The organism is Thiolapillus sp., from assembly GCF_048562965.1.
Lineage (GTDB): Bacteria > Pseudomonadota > Gammaproteobacteria > Chromatiales > Chromatiaceae > Thiolapillus > Thiolapillus brandeum_A.
The window spans coordinates 1-567 of sequence record NZ_JBHNMF010001543.1; the positions used below are offsets into that span (position 1 = coordinate 1).

Below are 567 nucleotides of genomic sequence, written 5' to 3' on the forward strand. Positions count from 1 at the left end.
CTACCATGTCCCGCAGAAAAACATCGGGCACATCACGCCCATTCAGGCGCTTAAGGATTGGCACAAAAAACAACCGGAATTATTCAAAAAGAAAATCTATGATCTATCGGGACTTGACAAATAGTTACTGGCAAGCGCCGTTGTAGAGATATAGTGATTACCGTTACTGGTGTTGGACGCCAAGTTAGCGCGCATACGATCCGCCAGTGCCCAGGCAATATCGGTGGCTTTGGCGCGGTATTCCGCATCTGTAGATGCCTGCAGTGCCTTTACCTGCAGGGAGGCTATGCCCAGCAAACCGATACCAACAATGACGGCGGCAATCAGCACTTCAACCAGAGTGGTTCCGCGTTGTGAGTGTATGGACTGAATCATTGGCATTGTGTCTCCTGTACCCGAGGCCGTCCGGTGGCACTGAAGCAGACATAACGCGTTGCGTCATTCTTGCTGATAGTGAAGTAATCGCTGTTGGCGGCCAGATTTGCCCGGCCACGCGAGTTGAAGGCGATGGTCGTTGTATTGTTTGCGGGTAACTACTCACCCCTAAGATGAGTACAAGCCTGCCTC

Annotated in this window: 1 protein-coding gene and 1 pseudogene; one reads left to right on the forward strand and one right to left on the reverse strand. The window is 51.5% G+C overall.

Annotation, left to right across the window (positions count from 1 at the left end):
• Positions 1-124, forward strand: a pseudogene (locus ACOCD2_RS25410) (IS481 family transposase); the annotation flags it as partial.
• Here the strand turns inward: ACOCD2_RS25410 and pilV are convergent.
• Entirely contained in the window at positions 97-375 is a 279-nt protein-coding gene (pilV, locus tag ACOCD2_RS25415; RefSeq protein WP_293650803.1) for a type IV pilus modification protein PilV, read from the reverse strand. The pseudogene ACOCD2_RS25410 and the gene pilV sit on opposite strands and share 28 nt — an antisense overlap.
• Positions 376-567: the final 192 nt, after the last annotated feature.

Bases quoted from the DNA above. Each gene is read 5' to 3' on its own strand.
- pilV (WP_293650803.1), bottom strand. From the start codon at position 375: ATGATTCAGTCCATACACTCACAACGCGGAACCACTCTGGTTGAAGTG.